Source organism: Pseudomonas taiwanensis (genome assembly GCF_013393345.1).
Classification (GTDB): domain Bacteria; phylum Pseudomonadota; class Gammaproteobacteria; order Pseudomonadales; family Pseudomonadaceae; genus Metapseudomonas; species Metapseudomonas resinovorans_C.
Genome location: NZ_QJRF01000073.1, coordinates 17,639 through 38,753, shown reverse-complemented (window position 1 = coordinate 38,753; position 21,115 = coordinate 17,639). Strand labels below are relative to the sequence as shown.

Sequence of the window (21,115 nt, the reverse complement as noted above, 5' to 3'; positions counted from 1 at the left end):
GTCGAAGCGGAGGCGGGAATTTTCGTTTGCGGCCGAGTCCAGTCCTTAAATCCGGTTTGCTGAGCAGAAGTCCGTTTTCTGTCAGAAATTTCTCACGTGAGCCTACACAAAATTCGCCGAAACGCCAGTCCATCTGTCCGTCATGCAGCGAAGAAAATCCAGCTGGCGCGCCACTTTAGAGGCCAATCCGTGACGGGGTTGGCCATTGTCTGCGTCGGTCGCTTACGCGGATGAATCCCCAACTTACGATCCCGGCAGGGTCTTGTTCTTCGAACGTGGGAGCGCGCAGCACCCGGTTTCCCGAACTAGGCTGCAACTCGCCAGGCCTGTAATCGGGGGAGCCTGGCGGACAACGAGAACTGGCTGGAGTGCTACATGGACAAAAGGATCAGTTGGTGGGGAGCCACGATCTTCTGGATTCTCTCGATGGCGCTTTCCGTCATCGCACACGCTGCCGAGGAAGCGGCGACCACAGTCGCGGAACCCGCCGAACTGAAGATCGCCAACCGCAGCATCTTCGTGTTTCGCGCCACGCTCCTGGGTGAATCGCCCGCCGCCCGCGCCAGCCGTGCCGGTGCGGTCATCCGCGAGATGCTCGATGGCACAGAGGAAACCGACGTCAGGCTGGACACCATCCAGGAAAGCTACATGGTCCTGCTGGGCGACCGGCGCGCCTTCATCGTCTCGCCAAACGACCTGGATGCCGGTGAAACCTCGGTGCGCCAGGACGCCGAAGTGGCGGCGCAAAAGTTGCGCCAGGTGGTCGCGGAGTCCGCGGAGGCCCGCAGCCTGCGCTTCCTGCTGACGGCAGGCGGGTACTCGGCGGCGGCCACGCTGCTCTATATCGCGTTGCTGAGGTTGCTCGGCTGGACGCACCGCAGGGCCTTGTCCTGGCTACCCAAGCGCATGCGCCGGCACACGAGTGCACTGAGGATCGGTGAGACGCAGCTGGTGGATTCCAGCAACCTGTTTCCCGTGGTCCGGCGCCTGTTGGCACTGGTGTATTGGTCAGTGGTCCTGCTGCTCACCTATGAATGGCTGAGCTTCGTGCTGCAACGATTCCCCTATACCCGGCCCTGGGGCGAAAGCCTGAACCATTACCTGGTGGATCTGGTGCGCTACATGCTGGATGCCATCGTCAGCGCCATCCCGGGACTGGTCATCGCGCTGCTGATCTTCTTCATCGCACGGGGCATCAGCGCCTTCAGCAAGCGGCTGCTGGAGCGCCTTTCCCGACCCAGCACTATCAGCTGGCTCAACCACGAGACACTGCAACCCACTACGCGCCTGACTTCGCTGGCCATCTGGCTGTTCGCCCTGGCCATGGCCTATCCCTACCTGCCTGGGGCCGGGACCGAGGCATTCAAGGGGTTGTCGGTACTGATCGGCCTGATGATCTCCCTGGGCGCCTCCAGCGTAGTGGGGCAGGCGGCGGCGGGGCTGATCCTCACCTACACCCGCACCCTGCGCCCCGGCGAGTACGTGCGCATCGGCGACAACGAGGGCACCGTCACCGAACTGGGGATGTTCACCACCAGCATCCGCACCGGCCTCGGCGAGGTGCTGACCATTCCCAACTCGATGATCACCGGCTCGGTAACCCGCAACTACTCCCGCGTCGTGCAGGGCCAGGGCTACGTGGTGGATACCACCGTGACCATCGGCTACGACACAGCCTGGCGCCAGGTAGAGGCCATGCTGCTGGAAGCTGCGCGGCGCACGCCCGGCATCCTCCAGAAGCCGCTGCCGCAGGTGTTCCAGACGGCGTTGTCGGATTTTTACCCCGAGTACCGGCTGGTGGCCCAGGCCGTGCCCAGTGAGCCGCGTCCGCGCGCCGAGCTGCTGACCATGCTTCACGCCAATATCCAGGACGTGTTCAACGAGTACGGCGTGCAAATCATGTCGCCGCACTACCTGGGCGACCCCGCGCAGGAAAAATGGGTGCCGAAAGAGCGCTGGTACCCAGCTCCAGCCAAGGAAACGGATCAGGAAGGGAACGGGCGATGATCGATTTCGTCATCGCTGCGCTGCGTTCGAACCCGGAAATAGCTGTTTTCCTGGCGATTGCGCTGGGCGTGCTGGTCGGCCGAATAAAGCTGGGCAGCTTCCACCTGGGCTCGGTGGCCGGCGCCTTGCTGATGGGGCTGGTCATCGGCCAGATCGGCCTGGAGGTGCCCCACGAGCTGAAGTCGGTGTTCTTCGTGCTGTTCATCTATGCCGTGGGTTTCAAAAGCGGGCCGGAGTTCTTCGGCAGCCTCAACCGCGGCACCCTCAAACTGGTGCTGTTCTCGGTGGTGCTCTGCGCCACAGCCCTGGGCGCCATCCTGCTGATGAATTCGGTTTACCACTTCGACGCCGGGTTTACGGCTGGCCTCGGAGCCGGCGCGCTGACGGACACCGCCATCATGGGTACCGCCAGCAGCGCCATTGCCCAGCTGCCCCTGGACGACGCGGCCAAGGCCCAGCTCAACAGCCACATGGCCATCGCCTATGCCATCACCTACCTGTTCGGCACCATTGGGCTGATCGTCTTCGTCGGCAGCATCGCGCCCCGGCTGCTGGGCGTGGACATGCGCACTTCGGCGCGGGAACTGGAGCTGGAACTGGGCATCGCCAGCAACGAAGAAATCATCAGCATCCCTTACACGCGCATCGTGGTACGGGCGCACCGGGTTGCGCAAGGCGGCGTGGCGGGTAGCACCATCGCTGACATCGAGAAGTTGCACCCGACCATGAGCGTCGAGCGCGTGGTGCGCGGCGAGCAGGTCCTCGAACGCGATCCTGGCCTGGTGATCCAGCCTGGGGACATCGCCGGAATCTATGCGCTGCGGGAAGCGGTGGGCCGGCTCGCCGAATGGGTGGGGCCCGAAGTGGATCACGCCCAGGCGTTGTCCTTTCCGACTCGCTCGGCGGATATCGTGCTGACCTCCGGCGAGCTGGCCGGCAAGACCCTGCACGAAATCAAGACGCGCCTGCTGGGCGCGGAGCGAATGGGCTGCTTCATCAACACCATCACCCGTCAGGGGCTGGAACTGCCGCTGCTGCCCAACACCGTGCTGCGGCGAGGCGACGTCATTTCCCTCACCGGACGCACCACCAGTGTCGAGGCGCTGGCCGCGCAACTGGGGCGGATGCGCGAACGCAGCTACAAGTCGGATATCGCGGTACACAGCCTGGGCATGGTGGCGGGCGCCTTGCTGGGTATGCTTTCGACCCATGTCGGCATGATTCCCATCGAGTTGGGCGTCGGTGGCGGGGTGCTGCTGGTTGCACTCCTGATCGGCTGGTACAACTCCCGCCATCCCGAGATCGGCGCCTTGCCGCCGGCCGCGCAATGGGCCTTCTCCGAGTTCGGTCTGACCGCATTTGGCGCGGTGGTGGGGTTGCTGGCCGGACCGGCGGCGATAGCGGCGATGCAGGAGCAGGGACTCGCGCTGTTGATTTCGGGCGTTGTGGTGACGTTGTTGCCGCCGCTGGTGGCGCTTTACTTCGGACGCTACGTGCTGCGCCTGCATCCGATGATCCTCTTCGGCGCCCTGGCTGGCGCCCAGACCGAAGCGGCGTCGATGAACAAGATCATCGAACAGTCGGGCAGTAATACGCCGGTCATTGGTTTCACCGTCTGCTACGCCATCTCCAACGTGTTGCTGGCGGTGTGCGGGCCGATCATCGTGTTCGCGTCGAGCTAGGGGCGTATCGCGCCCGGTGTGGGAGATCCATTCATATTCGGTATCCCTGTGGGGGCGAATTCATTCGCCAAGGGCAACGCAGTTGCCCCAGGGTCGACCTTGCGAAACCCATGGATTCCGAACCGCATGGGTTTCGTGCCTCAACCCATCCTACGGGGTGCGAGACGGCGCTGTGGGTAGGGTGGATGACGCTTTTTTCATCCATCAACGCTCCGCGCTACGGTGTTGGGCCTCGTTCCTCGGACCAACCTACGGCAGGAGTGCGTCCTGCTTGGGCAGCGCAGTTGCCCAGTGTTGAGCTTGCGAAACCCATGGGTTCCGAACCGCATGGGTTTCGTACCTCAACCCATCCTACGGGGTGCGAGTCTGCCCTGTAGGGTGGATGGCGCTTTTTCCATCCACCAATCCTCCGCGCCACGGTGTTGGGTTTGCGGGGTGGCCCTGTGGGAGCGACTTCAGTCGCGAAGCGGACTCACGGCGAAACCTCGGTGCCGTTCTCCAGCAAGACCGGCAAATCCCGCCAGGCCACCCACAGCTCCCGCTGCCACCGCACGACGTTCACGTGCTGGTCGGCCCAACTGATACGGGAGCGTCGCGGCTCGGCGTTCGGGTTGCGGTGATAGTCATGCAGCGTCGGCACCAGCACCTCGCTCAACCAACGGCTGATCTCGGCATGCTCTGGCCGGGCGAAACGAAAGAGTGCCTTGTCGGCCCCGGCGTCGCTGATAGCTGGCTTTGTTCGACGGCGCTCTGGCACGTGCCCGGAGTCCGCTGTATTCCATCGGCCTTCCTCGTGCCATTCGACAGACAGATGCTGGAGGCATGCACTATTCTGAAGTGCGCACATGGGGTGTGCGAACAGAACAAGAGCCCGGAACAGGGCGATTCGAGTTGACCGTGGAGCAAGGGAATGGGGTGTTTCAAGAGCGGGGGGAACGGGTTGTTCCGCTGCGTGGTGCTGCTGATGCTGCTCGGCTTACAGCCGGCCTGGGCCGAAGGTGTCGGCCGCATGCCCGGGCAGTCCAGCGAGGCGGAAGGTTACGCCGATGGCGCCAGTTGCCTGGGTTGCCACGCCACCGAGGCCGGCCAATGGAAGGACTCCGACCATGGCTGGGCCATGCGCAAGGCAGAAGCCGGCAATGTGCTGGGTAACTTCGACGCGGCGACTTTCGACGAAGCCGGGGTCAAGGCGCGCTTCTTCCGCAAGGGCGACGATTACTTCGTCAACACCGAAGGCGAGGACGGCAAGGTTGCTGACTTCCAGGTCCTCTACACGTTCGGCTTCTCCCCGTTGCAGCAATACCTCGTCGCCCTGCCGCGCGGGCGGTTGCAGGCCCTGACCATCGCCTGGGACAGCCGCTCCAAGGCGGAGGGCGGGCAGCGCTGGTTCTCCCTCTATCCAGGCCAGCGATTCGCGCCGAACGACCCGCTGCACTGGACCGGGCGCTACCAGAACTGGAACTCGATGTGCGCGGATTGCCACTCGACGCGCCTGATGAAGCACTACGACGACAAGCAGGACAGCTTCTCCTCCACCTGGCATGAGCAGGCCGTCGGCTGCCAGGGCTGCCACGGTCCGGGTCAGGCCCACGTCGACTGGGCGAAACAGAACAAGTCGGCCAACAAGACCTATGCGGCGGCTGCCGAGCTGGGCCTGAAGGTCGACTTCAAGGCCCTGGGCAGCAAGGGGCTGGTGGAGCAGTGCGCGTACTGCCACAGCCGCCGGCAGAGTCTGGGCACGGGGCAGGAGCCGGGGCAGCCGCAGCTGGACCAGAGCCTGCCGGCCACGCTGCGTGCGGGCCTCTACCATGCTGACGGTCAGATCGACGGCGAAGTCTACGAGCACGGCTCCTTCACCCAGAGCAAGATGTATGCGGCCGGGGTCGCCTGCACCGATTGCCACAATCCGCATACCACCAAGGTGCGGATCGAGGGCAATGGCCTCTGCCTGCAATGCCACAACGCCAACCCGCCGCTGGCGCGCTTCGCCAGCCTCCAGGCCAAGGACTACGACAGCAAGGCTCACCACCACCATGAGCCCGGCACGCCCGGTGCGCAGTGCGTCAATTGCCACATGCCGAGCAAGACCTACATGGTGGTGGACCCGCGCCGCGACCACAGCCTGCGCATCCCACGTCCCGACCTGGCAGCCAAGTCCGGCAGCCCGGATGCCTGTACCAGCTGCCACCAGGATCAGAAGCCGGCATGGGCGGCGACAGCCATCGAAGGCTGGTATGGCAAGCCGAGTCGCCCGCCACACTACGGTGAAGACTTCCACGCTGTGCGCAATGGCCAGGGAATCTCGCTGAGCCTGCTCGGCTCGGTGCTGGCAGACAAAGGCAAGCCGGCCATCGTCCGCGCCACCGCCGCCGAGCAGATGGCCGACCTTGGCCCGCCGGCTATCTCCAACCTGCAATGGGCGCTCAAGGACGACAGTGCGCTGGTACGTGCCTATGCCGTTTCGGGATTTGCCAGTGTGCCGCCAGCCGAGCGGCTGAAACCTCTGCTGCCGCTACTGGAAGACCCGACCCGCGCGGTGCGTGACGAAACCGTCCGTGCCCTGGCCGATATCCCGCCGGAGCAACTGCCGGCCGAGCGTCGCGAGCCCTTCAAGTCCTTGCTGGCCAACTATGAGCAGCGCCTGCGCGGCAACGCCGACCTGCCCGGCGGCCGTCTCAACCTGGCAGTCATGCTGTCGCGCCAGGGGCGCGATAGCGAGGCGATGGAGCAGTACCGCCAGGCGCTCAAGCTCGACCCTTACTTCTCGCCTGCGCGGGTCAATCTGGTGACGCTCGCCAGCTCTTCCCAACGCCTGGATGAGGCCGAGCAGTTGCTGCGCGAGGGCCTGGCACTGGAAAAGATGCCGGAAACCGACCACGGCAATCTCGCCTACATGCTGTCCTTGCTGCTGGTGGAGCGGGGCAGGGCGGATGAGGCGTTGAACTGGATGGAAAAGGCCGCAGTCGAACTGCCCGGCAATTCACGCATCCGCTACAACCAGGGCCTTCTGCTATCGCGCATGAATCGCCGCGATGACGCGCTGAGCGCGCTGCGTAGCGGGCTGGAACAATCTCCTGAGGATGCGGACCTGCTCTATTCGCTGATCTATCTGCACGCCGTGGAGGGTGAGCGGAACGAGGCGTTCGAGTACGTCAAACGCATGCGCGAAGTGGCGCCCGACGACCCGCGTTTGCAAGCGATCGAGCCATACTGGAAGCAGTGAAACGTGGCCCGCAGGGCAAAACAGGCGGGCCTTCCTGCGAGATCGCATTTGAAAGTCGTTGGCGTCTCGCCTAAACCTTCTGGACGTTTACGTGTCGTTCAGCGTGGAAGTCGTACGTGCAGTCACGTGACTTGCTCTTCATCAACCAAGGAATGAAAAAATGACAAACAAACTGATTGGCAAGGCCATTATTTTCGGACTTCTCAGCACCGCCGGCGTCGCGGCGCAGGCAGGGCAGGCCGGGGGCGGTGGTTGTGGCTGGGGGAACATGGTGTTCGAAGGCCAGAGCGGCCTGATCCCGCACCTGCTGGCCACCACCACCAACGGCACCTCGGGCAACGCCACCTTCGGCCTGACCTCGGGTACCAACGGTTGCGACTCCAGCGTGAAGCTGGGCTATGGCGGCCGCTCGGTGTTCGCCATGAACGGCATGCTCGACAGCATCGCCGAGGACATGGCCCAGGGTCAGGGCGAAGCGCTGGATGCCTATGCCACCCTGCTGGGCGTCGAGCAGGCTGACCGCGCCCACTTCGCGAAGGTCACCCAGGCCAACTTCTCGACCATCTTCGCCAGCCCTGACGCAACCGGCGAACAGGTCCTCGCCGCGACCCTCGACGTGATGAGCCGCGACCAGCAGCTGGCTCGCTACGCCAAGCTGCCAAGCTGACACCCCACACAAACGGAAATGCCCTCTTCGGAGGGCATTTTTGTGTGTGGCGGATTAACTGTAGGAGCGAGCTCTGCTCGCGAACCAAATCGTAGCCCGCTTTCGGCTCCGCAAACGTTGGGCCTCGTTCCTCGGACCAACCTACGGCGGGACTGCGTCCCGCTTGGCGAATGAATTCGCCCCCACAGGAGAGGCGAAAGAATCGAGCGGTGGCAGGAACTTCCCGTAGGTTGGGCAGAGCGAAGCGAAGCCCAACAGCCAGGTTGTCTGCGCCCTCAGAACCGCCAGGTCGCGCCGCCACCGATGATGTGCAGCGAGGTGTTGTCGTAGCTGCCGGACAGGCTGTTGCCCGAGCGCTCCTTGGTCTGTTCCACGTCCATGTCGCCCAGCCAGATCAGGGTGTAGGCCATGTGCAGGTCGAGTCCTTCGTCGACCTGGTAGTTCACACCCGTGGCCAGGCGCCAGGATTCGGCCATGGGGTTGTCCACGGTGCGGTCTTCGTCGTCCACCGCCGAGCTGTCGTAGCCAACGCCCATGCTCCAGCGCAGCTTATTGGTGGCCTGGTACTGGGCGCCCACCGAGGCGTGCCAGGTGTCCTTGTACTGGCGGTCCACGCTTCGGCTGGTGCCGAAGTTGTCGGCGTCCACTTCGACACCGATGTTCCCGAACTCACTCCAGTCCTGCCAGCCGAGGCTGGCCAACAGCTTCCATTGCGAATCCAGGTCGTGGGCGATGCTCAGTACCGCGGTTTGCGGCACTTCCATGTCGATGTCCAGGCTGTCCACATTCAGTTGCCGTAATGCCAGGTTCAGCAGCGGATTGCTGATGTCGTCGACGCTGGGGCGGTCGGAGAATTCCAGGTCCACCTTGCTGGTGTAGGCGAGGCCGACGTGGGTGCGCTCGTTCACCCGATACAGCAGGCCAATGTTGAAGCCCACGCCGAAGTCGGTGTCCTTGTATTCGAGCTGGCCATCCGGGCGGTCGACCAGGCCGAGCAGGTTGTTGTTGATCGCCACTTCGGTGCGGTAGTAGCCGTACATCATGCGCGGCCCGAAGCCGATGGAGAGGTCGTCGTTGATCTTGTAGGCGTAGGTCGGTTGCAGCGACACACCGATGATGGCCGCCTCCTGGGTGAAGTAGCGCCCAGCCCAGTCGTCGTCGTAGTCGAGCGCGAGGCCGAAGTTGCCGTACATGCCGAAGCCGATGGCAGCCTGGTCGTTGATCTGGTGGCTGACGAACAGGCTCGAACCCGGCAGGTACTGAAGCGCGTTGCCCCCTTCGTTACCGTCGAACTGGTTGCCGGCATCACGGGAGAACTGGATGTCGCCCAAGATCACCTGGGCGTTCGCGCTGATCTGAGTGCCGGGCAGTTCGGTAAGACCCGCCGGGTTGTTCATCAGCACGCTGGGGTCGGTGGCCAGCGCCGCGGCGCCCGCGTTGGCCAGGCCCGCGCCTTCCTGACCGGCCTCGTAGATCAGGATGCCGCCCGCCCAACTGGTTCCGGATAGCATCCACAGTGCTGACGCCAGAGCGGTGAGTCCGATGGGGCGCGTAGCTGGGGAAGTGCTGAGCATGGTGCGTCCTCTGCATTAGGGCTGATCGTTCTCCAGCCTAGATGCTCGTCTCTGCGGCGCAACACAAAGCCCGAGCTTTCTGGCGCATGAACCACTTGCGGCTAGAGTTACCGGACCGCAGTTCACGAATGCGTCCGGTGTAGGCGATCCAGGCCCGAGCAGGGTTGGTCGACAGTGCGCCACTCCACGCAAGCGTCGATGGTCAACTTTCTGAACCTCAGCAAGGGAATGGATCAGTGACTACACGCGAGCAGATTGCAGGACTGGAAGCCAGCGTTTCCGAGCTGGTGCTGGGGCAGGCCCATATCATTCGTCACGTGCTGCTGGGGCTGTTGGCCAACGGCCATGTACTGCTGGAAAGCCTGCCGGGCCTGGCCAAGACCCGCACCGTCAAGGCACTGGCCACCCATCTGGAGGCGCAGATGCGCCGCATCCAGTTCACCCCGGACCTGCTGCCGTCGGATATCACTGGCGGCGAGATCCTCCAGCAGACCGCCGAGGGTAACCAGATCAAGTTCCAGCCCGGCCCGCTCTTCGGCAACGTGATCCTCGCTGACGAAATCAACCGCGCCCCGGCCAAGGTCCAGGCCGCTCTGCTGGAAGCCATGGAAGAGCGGCAGATCACCGTCGCCGGCCAGAGCTACCCGATGCCGGGCCTGTTCATGGTGCTGGCAACGCAGAATCCCATCGAGCAAGAAGGCACCTACCCGCTGCCGGAAGCGCAGATGGACCGCTTCCTGATGAAGGTGCAACTGGACTACCCGAAGGTGGAAGACGAGACGCAGGTCCTGCGCCTGGTGCGGGGCGAGGAACAGGCTGCGCAGGGTACGCGCCAGGAGCCGGTGCGCCTGCCCCAGGAGGTGGTGTTCGCGGCGCGGCGAGAACTGGCCGGCGTGCATGTTTCGGAAGCCATCGACCGCTACCTGATCGATCTGATCAACGCGACGCGCCACCCAGCCGACTACGACACGGACCTGGCCCGCTGGATCAATATCGGCGCCAGTCCGCGGGGCGGCATCAGCCTGGATCGCGTATCACGGGCGCACGCCTGGCTGGCGGGCAACGCGTTCGTCTCGCCGGATGATGTACGCGCGGTGGTGCACCCGGTCTTGCGCCACCGTCTGCAGCTTTCCTACGACGCCATCGCTGACGGCGTGAATGCGGACCAGGTTCTGGACCGCCTGCTGGACAAGGTGGCGATCCCAGCCTGAATGGACCCATGGCCATGCAACAGACGCAAACGGCTCCAGATGGCTTCGTCTACGTTTCGCTCGCCCAACTGATGGCGCTGGAGCATCGCGTCCGTGGCCTGGGCTTTCATTCCCGTCAGCCGTTGTCGAGCATCCTCGCCGGCAACCACGCTTCGCGCTTGCGAGGGCGCGGGCTGAGCTTCGACGAATTGCGCCACTACATTCCCGGCGACGATCTGCGGCACCTCGACTGCCGCGCCTCCTTGCGCTTCGGCAAACCCTTCGTGCGCACCTATACCGAGGAGCGCGACCGGCCGACGCTGGTGTTGGTGGATCAACGCATGAACATGTATTTCGGCTCTCGGCGCTACTTCAAGTCGGTGACGGCAGCGGAGCTGGCAGCCTTGTCGGCCTGGATGAGTTTCCACGCCGGCGACCGCGTGGGCGGCCTGGTGTTCGACGACCAGCGGGTGGAGCACATACGCCCGTTGCGCAGCCGCAACCGCATCGAGGCCCTGTGCGCGGCAGTGGTCCGGGCGAATCACCGCCTGAGCGTCGATCAGCCGGATAGCGAGGGAGGCGATCAGCTCGACGTTGTGCTGCGCAGCTGCATCGGCGCAGCGGGCCACGACCATCTGATCTGCATCATCAGCGACTTCGCCGGCGTCACGTCGCAGACCTTGCAACTGCTGCGTCAGCTCAGCGCCCACAACGATGTGATCGCCATGCAGGTCTACGATCCCCTTGCGCTGAACGTTCCCGAGAAGGGGCGCGTTACCGTGACCCAGGGGGAGCTGCAAGTGGAACTGGAGGTGGAGCGTCGCCAGGTCCAGCGCCCCCTGGGCGAGTTCCTCGCCGGGCGTCTGCAGGAGGTGGCCGAACTGCTGCGTCGCAGCCAGGTGCCGGTGATGATGATCAACACCGGCGAGGACACCCTCGACCAGGTGCGGCGCGAGCTGGGTCGGCTATCGGGGATGCCGCGATGAGCACTACCGCAGCGCCGAGCATCGATCAACTCAAGGAACTGGCACTGCCAGTGCCCCCCTACAGCTACTGGCCCCAGACCTGGGGCTGGCTGGTGCTGTTGCTGGTGGTGCTGGCCGTTGCCCTGGTGTGCGGCTTCCTGAAATGGCGGCGCTGGCAGCGTGACCGCTACCGGCGGGAAGCATTGATGCAGTTGGATTCGCTGGTGGGCGCGCTGGATGACCAGGAGCGGCGCCTTGCGGCCATGCGCGAACTGCCGGAGCTGCTAAAGCGCGTCGCACTGTCCATGCCCGATGCGCCACCTGTGGCGCGTCTGGGCGGCCAGGAGTGGCAGCGGTTCCTTGCCGAGCGGTCCCCGGCGCCTTTGCCGGAAGGCTTCGCCGCAGGTCTGTTCGTTGTCGCTTACGCGCCCAATGCGCGGCTCCTGGCCATCCCCGATGCGAACGTGCGCTCGCTGTTCGCCACCAGCCGGCACTGGATAGAGGCGCACCATGTGGCAGTTTGACTATCCCTGGGTGCTATTCCTGCTGCCGCTGCCGTGGTTGGCGTGGCGCTATCTGGGTGAATACCGCGAGGCTCGCAGCGCCTTGCGAGTACCGTTCTTTTCGGCCATGAGCCGCGCCGTCGGCCAGGTGCCGGGGGCCAGCGGGGGGCGGGGAGGGCGCTGGCAAATACTGCTCAACCTCCTGGTCTGGGCCCTGCTGGTAGCGGCCTGCGCGCGACCGGTGTTTGTCGAAAAGGCCATCCAGCACGAGCAGCCGATCCGTGACCTGATGCTCGCCATCGATATCTCCCAGTCCATGGAGACCACCGACTACACCGATGCCAGCGGCCGCCAGGTGAATCGCCTGGTGGCGGTGAAAGGCGTGGTACGCGACTTCATCGAACGGCGCAAGGACGACCGCATCGGCCTGATCGTGTTCGGTACCGGCGCCTACCCGCAGGCACCGCTCACCCTCGATCACGCCAGTCTGCGGGTGCTGCTGGACGAAGTCGGCATCGGCATGGCCGGGCCGAATACCGCCCTGGGCGATGCCATCGGACTGACCATCAAGCTGCTGGAAGCCACGAAGGAGCAGGAAAAGGTGTTGATCCTGCTCACCGACGGTAACGACACCGGCAGCGCCATCACCCCCGCCCATGCGGCGAAGCTGGCGAAGGCGCGCGGGATCATCGTGCACACCATCGGCATCGGCGACCCCGATGCCACTGGCGATGCCAAAGTGGACCTGGAGACCCTCCAGGACATCGCCAATACCACGGGCGGTCGCTTCTTCCGCGCCAGTGATCGCGACGCCCTGCAGCAGGTTTACGCCACCCTCGACCAGCTCACGCCCCACAAGGTGAAGACCTTCAGCCACCAGCCCAAGCGGGACCTGTTCTGGTGGCCGCTGGGCGCGGCGCTGTTGCTCCTGGGCGTTTGCCATCTGCTCGCAGCGCTGTTCGGTCGGGTTTCCCGGGGCGCGGTGGCCCAGACGGAAATGGAGCACTGAGATGACCATCGACCTCAGTGCCTTCCACTTCCTGCGGCCCCTCTGGTTGCTGCTGATCCTGCCGGGCGTGCTGCTGCCGGTGCTCTGGATTCGCCGCCATGACCTCAAGCGCCAGCTCAACGGTGTTATCGCGCCGCACCTGATGGAACGGCTGCTCATTACCCCGGAAGATCAGCAACGCCTGCGCCCGGTCTACCTGCTTGGGGCGCTATTGGCACTCGGTGGCCTGGCCGCAGCGGGGCCGACCTGGGAACAGGACAGTCCCGCCTTCCTCGACAACCGGGCGCCGCTGATCCTTGCGGTCGACCTCTCGCCATCCATGGATGCCGACGACGTGCCACCCACGCGGCTCGCCGCCGCCAAGCACAAGCTGCATGACCTGATCCAACGCCGGGCCGGCGCCCGCACCGCGCTGGTTGCCTACGCCGGCGGGGCGCACCTGGTGCTACCCGCCACCGAAGACCCGGCGCTACTGGATACCTTCGTCGAGGCGTTGGCCACCGACCTGATGTCGCAATCGGGCAAGGACGTGCTGGGTGTGATCGATGAGGCGCGCAAGATTCTCGATGCGGAAAAGGCCCCCGGCACCCTGGTGCTGGTCACCGACGGTGCCGACGCCGGCCAGTTCGAGGCAATCGGCAAGCGCCTGGCAGGCGGCGATCTGCAGGTGCTCGTCCTTGCCGTCGGGAGTCGGGATGGTGGCCTGGTACGGGATGCTCGCGGCCAGCCGCTGATTGCCGCCGACGGCCGCCCGGTGGCGGCGACCTTCGATGAGGAAGGCCTGAAGCGTCTTGCCGACGCAGCCAATGCACCCCTCGGCAGCCTGACCCTGAATGACGACGACCTCGACTGGATCGAGCTGCACGCCCAGCAGCACTTCCAGGCGGTGCAGGGCGATGGCCGACAAGTGCACTGGAAGGATGCCGGCTACTGGCTGTGCTGGCCGCTGGCGCTTATCGCCCTGTGCTGCGTGCGGCGCGGCTGGCAGGTGCACTGGCTGGGCGGGTTGCTGCTGGCGGTTTCGCTCGTCGGAACCCCCGCCCCCGCGCAGGCTGGGGCCCTGGCGGATGCCTTCTTCACGCCCGACCAGCAAGGACGCTGGGCCTTCGAGCATGGGCATTACCCGGGGGCCGCTGCGCACTTTACCGACCCGTACTGGAAAGGCCTGGCCGCCTACCAGGCAGCGGATTTCCAAATGGCGCTGGCCAGCTTTGCGCGACTGGACAGCGCAACCGCGTACTTCTACCTCGGCAATACCTACGTCCGTCTGTTCAAGTTTTCCGAGGCCATCGCCGCTTATCAGCAGGCGCTGACGAAGCAGCCGCAGTTCCCCGAGGCCACCGCCAACCTGGCCCTGGCCCAAGCGTTGCTGAAGGATTACGAGGACCAGCAGCAGGAGGGCACGCCCAACGAGAAGCCCGACAAGGTGGTGGAAGACCAGACACCTTCGCAGGGCGGCAAGCAAGTGCAGCAGGACAAGGCCCAGGCCGCATCCGACCAGGTCTGGTTGAACAACCTGACCACTTCCCCGGCAATGTTCCTCAAGCGCAAGTTTTCCTTGCAGGAAGCCGCGCGCCAGCAAGCCAAGGAGGCCTCCCAATGAAGCGGCTGGTGTGGCTGTTGCTGCTCTGCCTGCCATGGCTGGCGCAAGCGGCCGAGCCCGAAGTGCGGGTGCAACAGCGGCTGGTTCCGGCGGATGGCGCGGTGGTTGGCGGAATCGTCACGCTGGAGGTGGATCTGCTGGTAGACACCTGGTTCACCGCCGCGCCCGTCCTGCCGAAGCTCGACCTGCCCGGCGCGCTGGTGATACCGCCCACCGGCGAAGCGCAACACCTGACCGAGCAGCACGATGGCAAGACGTTCTTCGGCCTGCGCTACACGTACCAGATCACCCCACAAACGGCGCGGCGTTTCGACATCCCGGTCCTGGAGTTCCAGGTCCAGCCGGGGCAGGCGAGCGGTCCGGTGAAGATCAAGGGCCAGTCGCTGTCCTTCGCGGCCAAGGCCCTGGCGGGCGCGGGTGGTGAGCAGCGGCTGGTGGCGAGCAGCGTGAAGCTCACCCAGGACATCCAGCGTTCCCACGAGCCGTTGCGGCAGGGCGACAGCATTACCCGGCGCCTGCGGGTGGAGGCGGAGGGCGCCCAGGCCATGCTCATCCCGCCGCCCCTGTTCGCCGAAGTCAAAGGGCTCAAGCGCTACGTTCAGACGCCCAAGGTACAACCGCTCAGCGACGGCCGTGGCGGCACCAACGGTGGGGCCCGCGACGACTCCGTGACCTACGTGATCGGTGATGCTGGCACCTTCGAGCTGCCGGCCATCGAGCTGAAATGGTGGGATGCCACTACCGGCGAAGCGCACAGCATTTCAGTGCCGGCAGTGGAAATCGAAGCCGCAAAGGGCGCTTACCAGGCGCCGTTCTCCATCAACGAAGACCTGCGCGACCTGGGGCAGAAAGCCCAGGTGAAGGTTTCCGGCCACTGGCTGTTGCTGGCCGTGCTGCTGTCGCTCGTGGCCGGGCTTGCGTACTTCGGCCGCCCCTGGGCGCGCGCCGCGCTGGTTGGGTGGCGGCGTTGGCGAGCGGCCCGCCAGCAGGCCTGGCTGGACTCCGCCGAGCATGCCTGGCAACTGGCTCGAAAGCAGTTGGCAGCCCGCCCGGCGCAACTGGGTGGGCTGTACCTTTGGGTTCGCCGAAGTACTGGCAGTCGGACACTGTCGGAATTTTCTCAGCCGTTGCCCGACCGTATCGCGAATCGTTTGCTAGCCTTCTTCAAGGCTCGCTACGGGTCGGAACCGTCCGACAATCAAGCAGCTTCCGATCTGTCGCAGGTATTGCCCGATGTGCGGCGCGTGGCAGCTGAAACGAGTAAGAAAGGCCGTGCCAGCCACGGATTGAAACCGCTCCGACCCTGAGCCGGTAGGGCCAGGTATATCGCTCTCAGCAAGGACGTCACATGCGCCCATCATCTGCTCTGAATAACTTGCGCTGGTGGTTCACATTGCTCCTGGTCCTGCCTTTTCTGGCGCAGGCGCAGGACCCCTTGCCCTCCTGGAAGGACGGTCCGTCTCGCAAGGCCATCGAAGCCTTCGTCGCGGCAGTGACCACGGAAGGGGGCAAGGACTTCGTGCCGGAAGCCGAACGCATCGCGGTGTTCGATAACGACGGGACCTTGTGGAGCGAGCAGCCGATGTATTTCGAGGTGCTGTTCGCCATGGATGAGGTGAAGCGCCTGGCGCCGCAGCATCCCGAATGGAAGGAGCAGCAGCCCTTCAAGGCGGTACTCGAAGGTGACCACAAGGCCCTGGCGGAAAGCGGAACGGAAGGGATGATGAAGATCATCGGCGCTACCCATACCGGGATGAGTACCGATGAGTTCATCGCCCTCAGTCGGAGCTGGCTGGCCAAGTCCGTGCATCCGCGCAGCCAGAAACCCTATACCGAGATGATCTTCCAGCCGATGCGGGAACTGCTGGCGTTTCTGCGGGTGAATGGCTTCAAGACCTACATCGTTTCCGGCGGTGAAGTGGCCTTCATGCGCGCCTTCGCCGAAGAGGTCTATGGCGTGCCGCCGGAACAGGTGATCGGCACCAATTTCGCGTCGCAGTTCCAGGACCAGGACGGCAAGTTGTCGATCCAGCGTCTGCCCAAGCTCCTGCACAACGATGACGGCCCGGGCAAGCCGGTGAGCATCGACACCATCATCGGCCGGCGGCCGATCCTCGCCTTCGGCAATTCCGACGGCGACCTGCAGATGCTCCAGTGGACCATGGCCGGGGAGGGCAAGCGCTTCGCCGGACTGGTTCACCACACCGACGCCACGCGCGAATGGGCCTATGACCGGGAAAGCAAGATCGGCCGGCTGGACAAAGCGCTGGACGCGGCGAAAGCCGGCAACTGGACAGTGGTGGACATGGCGACGGAGTGGCGCCGTGTCTATCCCTTCGAAACCAACTGACCACCCCTAACGAGAAACCGCAGGGACACAGGGACACTAGTCGGGCAGTTGGTATCTCTCGTGTACGTAGTCGTGGCGACACAACAACTTAAGACGGAGTAAGGCCATATGAAGCGCAGTGGAAAATGGATAACGACAGTTGCCCTGGCCGCGACGGCGGCAATGGGCATTTGTACCGCAAACGCGGCGGACAAGCCGAACATCCTGGTGATCTTCGGGGACGACATCGGGCAGACCAACATCAGCGCCTATAGCAAGGGCGTGATGGGGTACCAGACGCCGAACATCGACCGCATCGCCAAGGAAGGCATGATGTTCACCGACTATTACGCGGAGAACAGCTGCACCGCAGGCCGCTCCACCTTCATCACCGGGCAGGCGACCTTGCGTACCGGCTTGTCCAAGGTCGGCATGCCGGGTGTGCCGGTCGGGCTGCAGGCCCGCGACGTCACCATCGCCCAGGTGCTCAAGTCCCACGGCTACGCTACCGGCCAGTTCGGCAAGAACCACCTGGGCGACAGGGACGAGTACCTGCCGACCAACCATGGCTTCGATGAGTTCTTCGGCAACCTGTATCACCTGAACGCGGAGGAAGAACCCGAGCGTCCCTACTGGCCCAAGGATGACGCGGAGTTCGTCAAGGCCGCTTCGCCTCGCGGCGTGATCAAGTCCAGCGCCGACGGTAAGATCGAGGACACCGGTGCGCTGACCAGCAAGCGCATGGAAACCATCGACGACGAAACCACCCAGGCGGCGATCAACTTCATCGACAAGCAGGTCAAGGCCGACAAGCCGTTCTTCGTGTGGATGAACACTACCCGCATGCACGCCTTCACCCACGTGCGCGAATCCATGAAGGGACAGAGCGGAATGGTCGGCAACGACTACGCCGACGGCATGCTCGAGCACGATGGCGACGTGGGCAAGCTGCTCAAGACCCTGGACGACCTGAAGATCACCGACAACACCATCGTGGTCTACACCACCGACAATGGACCGAACCAGTGGTCCTGGCCGGACGCGGCGACCACGCCGTTCCGCAACGAGAAGAACTCCAACTGGGAAGGTGCCTTCCGGGTGCCGGCGATGATCCGCTGGCCGAACCACATCAAGCCGGACAGCGTCTCCACCCAGCTGTTCTCGGGCCTGGACTGGTTCCCTACGCTGCTCGCCGCCGTGGGTGACACCGACATCAAGGATCGCCTGCTCAAGGGCACCGACGTCGGTGGCAAGAACTTCAAGGTGCACCTGGACGGCTACAACCAGCTCGACTATCTCACCGGCAAGACCGACAAGAGTGCGCGTACCGAGTTCTTCTACTTCAACGATGACGGCGAACTGGTGAACATGCGCATGGGCGATTGGAAGATCGTTTATTGCGAACAGCGCGCCCCCGGTGGCTTGCAGGTATGGAGCGAGCCGTTCACCTGCCTGCGGGTGCCGAAACTGTTCAACCTGCGCATGGATCCCTACGAGCGGGCTGACGTTGTGTCTGACCAGTACTACGACTGGCTGACCAAGAACGATTACCTGCTCATGCAGGCGACCCAGAAGGCGGCGAAGTTCCTGCAGACCTTCGTCGAGTACCCGCCGAGCCAGCGTCCGGCCAGCTTCAGCATCGACCAGATCCAATCTGACGTGAACAAGAAAATCGAAGAGAAAATGAAACAGCAGTAGATCGACCCGGTGCCCGCCTCCTGGCGGGCACCTTCTTTTCAACTACCTTCTGCGGGTTAGCCAATCCGATAAGGCCAGTCGATGTCCTCAGCCGCGAGTTCGTCCCGTGCGCGTTCCCGAGCCACGGTGCGTGAAGATGCCCACAAACGGCTTCCCTTGCAGATACTCATTCCCGCAGCGTTGCTGTTCGTTTCTGGCGGCGCGGCGCTGGTCTACCAGGTGCTCTGGGTCAAACAGCTCTCTCTGGTGGTGGGGGTGGAGGTCTACGCCGTCACCACCGGCATCAGTGCCTTCTTCGCCGGACTTGCCCTGGGTGGGCTGGTCTTCGGTCGCTGGGCCGACCGCCTGCGTCGCCCGGTGCACCTCTATGCCTTGCTGGAGCTTGCGGTGGCCGTCCTGGGCGTCGCCGCCACGCTGGCCCTGGCAAACTCGGCCGGCCTGTTCGCACGACTGGAAGACCGGATCGGCCTGCTCGCCTGGCTGTTGCCCTTCCTGCTGGTAGGGCTGCCTGCTTTTCTCATGGGCGGCACCTTGCCGGTGCTGGTCCGCTCCCTCACGCCTGCCGACGGCCAACTGGGCGAAGCCGGTGGGCGGCTATACGCGGCCAACACCGCCGGCGCCATTGCCGGCACCTTGCTGGCAGCCTTTGTCCTGCTGCCGCAACTGGGGGTGACTGGGAGCGCGTTGGCGGCCGCTTGCCTGAACCTACTGGCCGCAGCCGGCGCCTGGGTCACCCGGCGCAATGACGATCTGCCGGAGCAGCCGTCTACAACCTCGCGGATGCCGCGCTCATCTGGGGCGCGCCTCGCCATCGCCCTGTATTGCGTCGCGGGCGGTGTGGCGCTTGGCTACGAAGTGGTCTGGAGCCAGTCCATCGTTCAGTTCATGAGCACTCGCACCTTCGCCTTCGCCATGGTGCTCGCCACCTACCTGACCGGCCTGGTGCTGGGTAGCGCCCTATATGCCAGCCGTGCCGACCGGATTCGGGACCCCTGGGGCCTGTTCGGACTGCTGATCGCCGCTGCGGGGCTGATTGCCCTGTTGCAAGTGGCGGGCCTCGGCCGCTGGCTGGTGATCGCCCAGACCCAGGTGGAAATGCTCGTGCTGCAGGCTACCGGCAACGAGCTGGCTGGCATGTGCGCGCGCTTCGCCACAGCGGCGCTGTGCATGGTCTTTCTACCGACGACCTTGCTCGGCGCTGCCTTTCCGCTGGCCCTGCGGCTGTCGGTGGACAGCGGGCATGTCGGTCGCGATGTGGGGGCGGTGGTCGCCCTCAACACCTTGGGTGGCATCCTCGGCGTGGTGCTCACCGGCTTCCTGCTGGTCCCCGGCGTGGGCCTGGTGCGTACCCTGGCCATGCTCGCAATGCTGGCGGCGTTGGTGGGCTGTATCGCCGCCTGGCGGGGTGCCAACGTCAGCCGGGGCAAGCGCGGGGCGATCCTGGCGGTGGCCGTGGCGACGCTGGCTGTCGGCATGCTCACGCCTCCCCAGCGTCTGGCGGAACTGTTGCCCGGCGCGCGCAATGGGCAGATCACCTTCTACGAGGAGGGCAGGGGTGGCACCGTCGCCGTGGTGACCCAGGGACGGCAGGGGCGCGAATTCAGCCGCCTGTACATCCAGGGTGTGTCCAACACTGGCGATGCCATGCCGTCGTTGCGCTACATGCGCCTGCAAGCCTTGCTGCCGCTGCTGATCCAGCGTCACGAGCCAAGGTCGGCGCTGGTCATCGGCTTCGGCACCGGCATCACCGCTGGCGCCATGTTGCGTTACCCCAGCTTGCAACGACCTGTGGTGGCAGAGTTGCTGCCTGAGGTGCTGGCTGCCGCGCCGCTGTTCCACGGCAATTTTGACGCCGTGAACGACCCCCGCCTGGATATCCGTCTGCGCGATGGCCGCCGTGAACTGCTGCGTAGCACCGAGCGCTACGACCTGGTCACCCTGGAGCCGCCACCCCCCTCGGCAGCCGGGGTGGTCAACCTCTACTCGCGGGACTTCTACCAGTTGGCCGCCTCGCGGTTGCAGCCCGGCGGCCTCGTGGCTCAATGGCTGCCGCTGCCGACACAGAACCTGGATGACAGCCGCTCCCTGGTGCGCAGTTTCCTCGATGTGTTCCCCCATGCGTCGCTGTGGACCACCGAATTCCACGAGATGCTGCTGATCGGTTCCCTGGAGCCCCAGGAGCTGGATGTCACGCGAATTCGTCAACGCTTCGAGCAACCCGAAGTCGCTGGGGCGCTGGCAGAAGTGGGGGTCGATTCCGCCGCGGCCCTGCTGGCCACCTGGGTGACCGATCGTGACGGGCTGGAACGCTTCGCGGGGGATGCACTTGCGGTCACCGATGACCACCCGCGCATCGAGTACGCACCCTGGGTACGTAGCAAGGAAATCACGCGGGTCCTGCCGGAATTGCTGGCCTTGCGCACGCCACCGCTGCTGGTGAACACGGACGCCGGTTTCCGTGGCGCCGTGGACGACCAATGGCGCTCGCTGGCGCGCTTCTACGCCTTGACGCTGCACGCTTACAACGGCAATCGCCAGGCCTGGGCCCGCGAAGTCCGCGAGCTGGCGCGCAGCGACGGCGACAACCCCTATTACCGCTGGTTCATCGGTAATAGGCAGTAGGCGGGCAATGGTGTGGGGTTTGCTTTTGAAGGAGCGAAACCCA

General features: G+C 64.6%; 15 protein-coding genes. 13 read left to right on the top strand and 2 right to left on the bottom strand.

Going from position 1 to position 21,115, the window contains the following annotated elements; genetic code table 11:
* Positions 1–375 precede the first annotated feature (375 nt).
* Both DM872_RS25055 and aspT read left to right on the top strand, forming a co-directional pair.
* Positions 376–2,007, top strand: coding sequence for a mechanosensitive ion channel family protein (locus DM872_RS25055; protein ID WP_179061940.1), 1,632 nt, complete (start codon positions 376–378; stop codon positions 2,005–2,007).
* Positions 2,004–3,689, top strand: a complete 1,686-nt coding sequence (gene aspT / locus DM872_RS25050) for an aspartate-alanine antiporter (protein WP_179061939.1) — start codon at positions 2,004–2,006, stop codon at positions 3,687–3,689. Before DM872_RS25055 ends, aspT begins: the two co-directional genes overlap by 4 nt.
* 472 nt (positions 3,690–4,161) lie before the next feature.
* Here aspT and DM872_RS25045 read toward each other — a convergent pair whose 3' ends face one another.
* On the bottom strand, positions 4,162–4,446 hold the full coding sequence (locus tag DM872_RS25045; protein ID WP_179061938.1) for a hypothetical protein: 285 nt from the start codon (positions 4,444–4,446) through the stop codon (positions 4,162–4,164).
* 252 nt (positions 4,447–4,698) lie between these two features.
* Here DM872_RS25045 and DM872_RS25040 point away from each other — a divergent pair, with 252 nt between their 5' ends.
* The gene (locus DM872_RS25040) at positions 4,699–6,912 is read left to right on the top strand and encodes a tetratricopeptide repeat protein (protein ID WP_373273741.1); all 2,214 of its coding nucleotides are present in this window, start codon (positions 4,699–4,701) and stop codon (positions 6,910–6,912) included.
* A 160-nt stretch (positions 6,913–7,072) separates the two neighbouring features.
* Positions 7,073–7,579, top strand: coding sequence for a DUF3015 domain-containing protein (locus tag DM872_RS25035; RefSeq protein ID WP_179061936.1), 507 nt, complete (start codon positions 7,073–7,075; stop codon positions 7,577–7,579).
* 275 nt (positions 7,580–7,854) lie between these two features.
* Here the strand turns inward: DM872_RS25035 and DM872_RS25030 are convergent, their stop codons facing one another.
* Positions 7,855–9,090, bottom strand: a complete 1,236-nt coding sequence (locus DM872_RS25030) for an OmpP1/FadL family transporter (protein WP_256873473.1) — start codon at positions 9,088–9,090, stop codon at positions 7,855–7,857.
* A gap of 299 nt (positions 9,091–9,389) precedes the next feature.
* Between DM872_RS25030 and DM872_RS25025 the strand changes: the two genes are divergently transcribed.
* The 9 genes from DM872_RS25025 to DM872_RS24985 all read left to right on the top strand — a co-directional run bounded on the left by DM872_RS25025 (position 9,390) and on the right by DM872_RS24985 (position 21,072).
* Positions 9,390–10,364, top strand: coding sequence for an AAA family ATPase (locus DM872_RS25025; RefSeq protein ID WP_179061934.1), 975 nt, complete (start codon positions 9,390–9,392; stop codon positions 10,362–10,364).
* A gap of 14 nt (positions 10,365–10,378) precedes the next feature.
* Positions 10,379–11,329 carry a DUF58 domain-containing protein gene (locus DM872_RS25020; RefSeq protein ID WP_179061933.1) on the top strand — a complete coding sequence of 317 codons (951 nt, stop codon included), beginning with the start codon at positions 10,379–10,381 and terminating at the stop codon, positions 11,327–11,329.
* Positions 11,326–11,832, top strand: a complete 507-nt coding sequence (locus tag DM872_RS25015) for a DUF4381 domain-containing protein (protein ID WP_179061932.1) — start codon at positions 11,326–11,328, stop codon at positions 11,830–11,832. Before DM872_RS25020 ends, DM872_RS25015 begins: the two co-directional genes overlap by 4 nt.
* On the top strand, positions 11,819–12,820 hold the full coding sequence (locus tag DM872_RS25010; protein WP_179061931.1) for a vWA domain-containing protein: 1,002 nt from the start codon (positions 11,819–11,821) through the stop codon (positions 12,818–12,820). The genes DM872_RS25015 and DM872_RS25010 overlap by 14 nt, the downstream gene beginning before the upstream one ends.
* Before the next feature lies 1 nt (position 12,821).
* Positions 12,822–14,423 carry a VWA domain-containing protein gene (locus tag DM872_RS25005; protein WP_179061930.1) on the top strand — a complete coding sequence of 534 codons (1,602 nt, stop codon included), beginning with the start codon at positions 12,822–12,824 and terminating at the stop codon, positions 14,421–14,423.
* On the top strand, positions 14,420–15,730 hold the full coding sequence (locus DM872_RS25000) for a BatD family protein (protein WP_179061929.1): 1,311 nt from the start codon (positions 14,420–14,422) through the stop codon (positions 15,728–15,730). The genes DM872_RS25005 and DM872_RS25000 overlap by 4 nt, the downstream gene beginning before the upstream one ends.
* Before the next feature lie 41 nt (positions 15,731–15,771).
* On the top strand, positions 15,772–16,773 hold the full coding sequence (locus DM872_RS24995) for an HAD family hydrolase (protein WP_179061928.1): 1,002 nt from the start codon (positions 15,772–15,774) through the stop codon (positions 16,771–16,773).
* A 108-nt stretch (positions 16,774–16,881) separates the two neighbouring features.
* Entirely contained in the window at positions 16,882–18,450 is a 1,569-nt protein-coding gene (locus DM872_RS24990; RefSeq protein WP_179061927.1) for an arylsulfatase, read from the top strand.
* An 81-nt stretch (positions 18,451–18,531) separates the two neighbouring features.
* Entirely contained in the window at positions 18,532–21,072 is a 2,541-nt protein-coding gene (locus tag DM872_RS24985; RefSeq protein ID WP_179061926.1) for a fused MFS/spermidine synthase, read from the top strand.
* Positions 21,073–21,115: the final 43 nt, after the last annotated feature.

Coding starts and splice junctions, on each gene's coding strand:
- DM872_RS25055 (WP_179061940.1), top strand. CDS start 376: ATGGACAAAAGGATCAGTTGGTGGGGAGCCACGATCTTCTGGATTCTC.
- aspT (WP_179061939.1), top strand. CDS start 2,004: ATGATCGATTTCGTCATCGCTGCGCTGCGTTCGAACCCGGAAATAGCT.
- DM872_RS25040 (WP_373273741.1), top strand. CDS start 4,699: ATGCCCGGGCAGTCCAGCGAGGCGGAAGGTTACGCCGATGGCGCCAGT.
- DM872_RS25035 (WP_179061936.1), top strand. CDS start 7,073: ATGACAAACAAACTGATTGGCAAGGCCATTATTTTCGGACTTCTCAGC.
- DM872_RS25030 (WP_256873473.1), bottom strand. CDS start 9,090: ATGCTATCCGGAACCAGTTGGGCGGGCGGCATCCTGATCTACGAGGCC.
- DM872_RS25020 (WP_179061933.1), top strand. CDS start 10,379: ATGCAACAGACGCAAACGGCTCCAGATGGCTTCGTCTACGTTTCGCTC.
- DM872_RS25015 (WP_179061932.1), top strand. CDS start 11,326: ATGAGCACTACCGCAGCGCCGAGCATCGATCAACTCAAGGAACTGGCA.
- DM872_RS25010 (WP_179061931.1), top strand. CDS start 11,819: ATGTGGCAGTTTGACTATCCCTGGGTGCTATTCCTGCTGCCGCTGCCG.
- DM872_RS25005 (WP_179061930.1), top strand. CDS start 12,822: ATGACCATCGACCTCAGTGCCTTCCACTTCCTGCGGCCCCTCTGGTTG.
- DM872_RS25000 (WP_179061929.1), top strand. CDS start 14,420: ATGAAGCGGCTGGTGTGGCTGTTGCTGCTCTGCCTGCCATGGCTGGCG.
- DM872_RS24995 (WP_179061928.1), top strand. CDS start 15,772: ATGCGCCCATCATCTGCTCTGAATAACTTGCGCTGGTGGTTCACATTG.
- DM872_RS24990 (WP_179061927.1), top strand. CDS start 16,882: ATGAAGCGCAGTGGAAAATGGATAACGACAGTTGCCCTGGCCGCGACG.
- DM872_RS24985 (WP_179061926.1), top strand. CDS start 18,532: ATGTCCTCAGCCGCGAGTTCGTCCCGTGCGCGTTCCCGAGCCACGGTG.